Source organism: Psychrobacter sp. T6-1 (genome assembly GCF_052258445.1).
This window is the reverse complement of the sequence record NZ_JBQQFC010000175.1, coordinates 1-5,078: the sequence shown is the minus strand read 5'-3', so window position 1 is coordinate 5,078 and position 5,078 is coordinate 1. Positions and strand designations below refer to the sequence as shown.

Sequence of the window (5,078 nt, the reverse complement as noted above, 5' to 3'; positions counted from 1 at the left end):
CCGCAACTGAGACTGCCGCAAACACAGCAATACAAAGCGCTGACCCTGTGACTTATCATACCATTACAGATACAGCGAACGATCTACTCAGTAGTTTCGTCGAACGCATCCCGTACTTAGTTGCGGCGATTATCGTGATCGTAATCTTTTGGCTATTATCTATCGTCTTCAAAAAAATCGTTCGCAAACTACTGGGCAGCCGTAGTCGGCATCAAAATCTCGTCAAAGTATTTCAGCGCATAGGCGGCGCATTGATATTTTTTATCGGCTTTATGATCGCTATGGTCATCGCCTTACCAGGATTTACCCCAGCCAAACTTATCGGCGCGCTTGGTATCGGTTCGGTTGCCATTGGTTTTGCCTTTAAGGATATTTTTCAAAACCTACTATCTGGTATTTTATTATTAATATCAGAGCCGTTTCGCATTGGCGATCAAATTGTCTCAGGTGATTTTGAGGGTACGGTTGAAGACATCAAAATCCGCGCGACGACCATTAGAACTTATGATGGACGGCAAGTTGTCATACCCAATTCAGATCTGTATACCTCGGCTCTAACGGTCAATACCGCCTATAAGCAGCGCCGCTTGCAAGTTGAGGTGGGTATCGGTTATGAGGATGATATCGAAGAAGCCAAAGCGGAAATTATCAAAGCGTTACAAAAGGCGGATACGGTATCAACCAAAGCGGATCCAAGTATCATTGCCACAGGTTTTGGTGGGTCATCTATGGACATGACAGTACGTTGGTTTATCGAAGATGGTACGCAAGCCAATAAAGTGGCCTCCATTCATCAGGTCATTGTTGAGATCAAAAAAGCACTTGATGCGGCAGACATTAATATACCATTCCCGATACGCACGCTAGATCTGAGCGATCCGTCGGTAAAAGCCACGGTCGAGCAACTCAGCAAAAAGGATGCTAAAGATCAAGAAGGTGAAAACAAAGTAGATGTGGATAAAATTATCACAGAGTAAATATCTGGTGTTGAGGCTGATACATCGATGACGAAAAGAGTGATCACTCTTGGCATTATGAAACTTGCCGTAGCTGGCGAAGAGAGTGACGTTGCCTTGGATAAAACAATCGAAGCTGCGACGGCTCGGTTCAACCAAGTCGTGCAGCATAAGCTAGACATTCAAATCGAGTCATTCTCTTTTACAGGACTCAGTTTAACTCCTGATCAGAACGGCTATCGAGCGCTCGATTTTGTACAGATTGGCATCAATGAAAAGACTGAGCGCAAGCTTGCATTTATGTTGATTATTACCGATGTAGAAATCGCTGCCGCCTCTATGTCTTATTTACTTGCGCTGCCCTCTCAGCTTACTAATGTGGCGGTAATCTCTACGCGTCGTTTGCTCGATTCTGAAGTTACGCAAGAGGATAGGCTTATCAAGCGCTTAACTCACCTAATGCTACAGTGCTTTGGTCGACTGTTAAACCTAAAATATACGCAAGAGCCGACTAATTATTTGGCTTATGTGCAAGTGCCTGATGACCTTGATACTATGCAGGCCTTTACAGCCGCTCAGTACCAGCAGATGGCTGAGAGTCTTCCACAAGAGGCCAATGATCGTTACTCTGAGGGGAGTAGGTTTTCTTTTGTCATTCGGCATATCCTAAGCAATATTCCAAGGATTGTTCGCGGAGCCATCAGAGCCAATCCGCTACGCCTTGTGACCAAACTACCAACCATGATTGCGACAGCGCTTTCAGTGATTATCGTCCTTATCTTTGGCGGGGAGACTTGGGATTTTGCCGCTTCAGTGTCTTACAGTCAGCTAGCGGTTTTTGTCGTCTCCAGTTTTTTGGCAGCAACTTTTGTGCTCTACCGCGCTTTTTCCTTTCAGCTCATATCTACGCGGCGAGGGCAAACCTCAGAGAGCTCGGTGGTCACGGCTGCGGCTACCTATTTGGCACTAGTATTAACGCTGATTTGTATGTTCATCATGTTTGGAGTGCTGATGTATGGTGTGGTGGTGTTCGTATTTCCAGATCCCTTGATGAGTACGTGGACCTCTGACAAAGATGGAGCTTCCCTTGCAGCTCATATACGCTTGGCAGCATTCTTGGCGGCTGTAGGAGTTTTATCAGGTTCGCTTGGTGGGTCGGCGGATTCGCGCTCAGTGGTACGCAATGTGTTGTTTGCAGCTGATGAAACGTGATAGCTTGGGAACAAGCTACTAATAAATCTCACTAAAAGAACCGCTATATCATTTAATATAGCGGTTTTTTTGTACTTGCTCACTGACTACAAACGTAGGCACCTTAGTCGGTTTTAACTTTAAAGTCAGTATGACAAGACTTACAGCTGGCACCAACATCACCAAAAGCGGGCTTGAAGTCATCGACACTGGTCGCTGTTTGCGCAACCGCATCAAGCTGTGCGGTAACTTGCTGAAACTTCTCTGATTCATTGACGAAAGTGGCGTTGTCGCTCCAAACGGCTTCTGTCGAATTACCAATGGACTCCGCGTTACCAAAATGTACCCAAGGGCTTTTTGAGGCTTCTGCCAAAAATGAGGTTTGATCTTTGAGTACTGCCGCATCAAAAGTATCAGGCGCTTTGACCATATCGCCCATAATTCCCATTGCGTCACTGTAGCTTTTCATAATGTCTTGTCGGGCTTTGATATCAGGATCAGTAGGACTGCTACAAGCGCTTAAACCGACTACAGCGCTTAGTAGCGCCGTGCCAGCGACTGCTCTTAATGATGTGGCTTTTAAAGTTTTGTTTTTTAATAGGGTGTTAGTACGAACCTGTTCCATAGGTCACTCTTCCTTATTTATACAATGATTAAATCTGTAGGGTTGGTGGTTAAGATAGTTTTTATTAAAAACAAGAAAGGGCAGTTGTTGAGCCCTTTTTTATTCATTATGCCAACTAAGAGTGCAAAGTCAACCAGTCACGTGGTTTTAAATAGTAATCGGTAAGCTCAAACTCAGCAGTGCCAGGCTCAGGCTCAAAACGGTAGTGCCAGCTGGCAAGGGGCGGCATACTGACCAAGATGGACTCAATACGGCCATTGCTCTGTAGCCCAAATAAGGTACCGCGATCATACACCAGGTTATACTCAACATAGCGACCACGGCGATAGAGCTGAAATTCGCGCTGCGCCTCGGTATAGAGCTCATCTTTACGCTTATCAAAGATAGGGAGGATGCCATCGAGATAACCGTTGCCGACCGCTTTCATAAAGTCAAAGCAGCGCTCAAAATCCCAACCTCGGCTCTGGGTATTGACATCATCATAGAATAGGCCGCCGATACCGCGCTGCTCATCACGGTGGCGTAGATGAAAGTACTCATCACACCACTGTTTAAAATCAGCATAAATGTTCTCGCCAAAAGGTGCGCATAGATCGTGACAGACCTGGTGCCAGTGCACGCAGTCAGCGAGCACAGGATAAAACGGCGTCAAGTCAAAACCGCCACCGAACCACCAAATCGGATCCTCACCCGGTGCTTCGGCGACAAACAATCTAACGTTGGCATGGCTAGTTGGGACGTTTGGATTAGTGGGGTGCACCACCAATGATACGCCCATCGCTTGTGCTTTGCGACCAGCGATATCAGGGTGACGGGCTGTCGCGGACGCCGGCAAGTTATGGACATGGATATGGCTGAACATGACGCCTGCTTTTTCGATAACTTGACCGCCCGCAAGCACGTTTGAGCGTCCGCCGCCGCCCTCAGGACGTTCCCAATTATCGGGAACGAAGGTAGCACTACCGCCGCCGTCACGCTCCTGAGCTTCTAGCGCCTGACAAATTCGCGCCTGCAAATCGACCAAAAACGCGCGTACGCGCAGGATGCTCTTGCTGGTCGCTCCACTGTCAGTAGTCGTTATTGCTGATTTGTCGTTTGTATCGCTCATAATAATTTTTCACTTATAATGCTTCGCTTATAGTTTGTCACTTCTTATAGTTTGTCGCTTATAGTCCTGCGCTTACAATCTTGGTACTTGTACTACTATTGAAGCGTATTACTGATTAAAATGCGTTTCGGTATTGATGTCTTTATCCAACAGGTGTCCCATGCGGTCACGCTTAGTCGCTAGATAGCCGGCGTTATCCTCTGTGATACCGACGATTGAGGGCACGCGCTCTACGACGTCGATACCGTGATCGGTCAGATAGGTGACTTTGTTAGGATTGTTGGTGATGAGGCGTACTTGATTGACGCCAACGTGTGCCAGCATCGGCCCGCACATATCATAGATACGCGCATCAGCAGGTAGCCCTAGTATCAAATTGGCATCCAAAGTATCATGACCTTGATCCTGTAAGGCATAAGCGCGGATTTTATTGGTGAGTCCTATGCCGCGGCCTTCTTGACGCAGATACAATATAGCGCCGCAGCCGGACTCCTGTACCGCTTGCATAGCCATATTAAGCTGAGGCCCGCAGTCGCATTTGAGTGAGTCAAAAGCGTCACCTGTAAGGCACTCTGAATGAATGCGTACAAGGGGAGTCATAGAGGCACTAGCATCTATATCTTGTGCAGCAGGCAGGCCAACAGTGAGCATGACATGCTCCTGACCGTCTTCGTTTTCAAAAACATGAATATCAAACTCGCCGTAACGAGTCGGTAATTTGGCACTAGTAATAAATTGATATGACATTGAGATCCTGCATAGGCCGGTTATCGTGGCAGTAGAGGAGAGTGTTGTAGAGCGTATTTGAGGTCAACTTGGAACCTGTTTTAGCCTAACGATAATTTTAGACTTATATAAGGCATAAGTTCTCGTTTACAATAAGCCTATGACTTAAGGCTGGCAAAGGAGTGCTTCACTTATGTGGTGCTTGAGGCCAATTAATAACACGCTGATAGTAAATAGAGCAAACTAGTATAACCTGTTCTGAAGCAAGCGACTAAGTTTAGGATAAAACACATAAAATTCACAGACCAAACACGATGACTTCAGCGACTGTCAAAAAAAAATGCTATTATGCCATACTATTTTGCCCAGTACAGTGACAAGTGTTTACCCGTAGATTACTATGGCGTCACGAACTTTCACGACCCATGCCCGATAACAAGGCATAATGTGGCAAGTTATCGCAGCGAATAAA

Annotated in this window: 5 protein-coding genes; 2 read left to right on the top strand and 3 right to left on the bottom strand. The window is 46.3% G+C overall.

The features are described from left to right. Positions 1-47: 47 nt before the first annotated feature. Entirely contained in the window at positions 48-977 is a 930-nt protein-coding gene (locus tag ACTXGO_RS09460; protein WP_443574204.1) for a mechanosensitive ion channel family protein, read from the top strand. Between the two features lie 27 nt (positions 978-1,004). After that, positions 1,005-2,168 (top strand): hypothetical protein, encoded by a 1,164-nt coding sequence (locus tag ACTXGO_RS09455; protein ID WP_317199515.1) that lies wholly within the window; start codon positions 1,005-1,007, stop codon positions 2,166-2,168. A 103-nt stretch (positions 2,169-2,271) separates the two neighbouring features. On the opposite strand, the gene ACTXGO_RS09450 is transcribed toward ACTXGO_RS09455, so the two are convergent. From ACTXGO_RS09450 to ribA, 3 genes are all read right to left on the bottom strand, one after another. Next, entirely contained in the window at positions 2,272-2,772 is a 501-nt protein-coding gene (locus ACTXGO_RS09450; protein ID WP_435950154.1) for a c-type cytochrome, read from the bottom strand. A 115-nt stretch (positions 2,773-2,887) separates the two neighbouring features. Next, positions 2,888-3,880 carry an oxygen-dependent coproporphyrinogen oxidase gene (gene hemF, locus ACTXGO_RS09445; RefSeq protein WP_443574203.1) on the bottom strand — a complete coding sequence of 331 codons (993 nt, stop codon included), beginning with the start codon at positions 3,878-3,880 and terminating at the stop codon, positions 2,888-2,890. Between the two features lie 108 nt (positions 3,881-3,988). Then, positions 3,989-4,627, bottom strand: a complete 639-nt coding sequence (gene ribA / locus ACTXGO_RS09440; protein WP_443574202.1) for a GTP cyclohydrolase II — start codon at positions 4,625-4,627, stop codon at positions 3,989-3,991. Positions 4,628-5,078: the final 451 nt, after the last annotated feature.

Bases quoted from the DNA above. Each gene is read 5' to 3' on its own strand.
- ACTXGO_RS09455 (WP_317199515.1), top strand. From the start codon at position 1,005: ATGACGAAAAGAGTGATCACTCTTGGCATTATGAAACTTGCCGTAGCT.
- ACTXGO_RS09450 (WP_435950154.1), bottom strand. From the start codon at position 2,772: ATGGAACAGGTTCGTACTAACACCCTATTAAAAAACAAAACTTTAAAA.
- hemF (WP_443574203.1), bottom strand. From the start codon at position 3,880: ATGAGCGATACAAACGACAAATCAGCAATAACGACTACTGACAGTGGA.
- ribA (WP_443574202.1), bottom strand. From the start codon at position 4,627: ATGTCATATCAATTTATTACTAGTGCCAAATTACCGACTCGTTACGGC.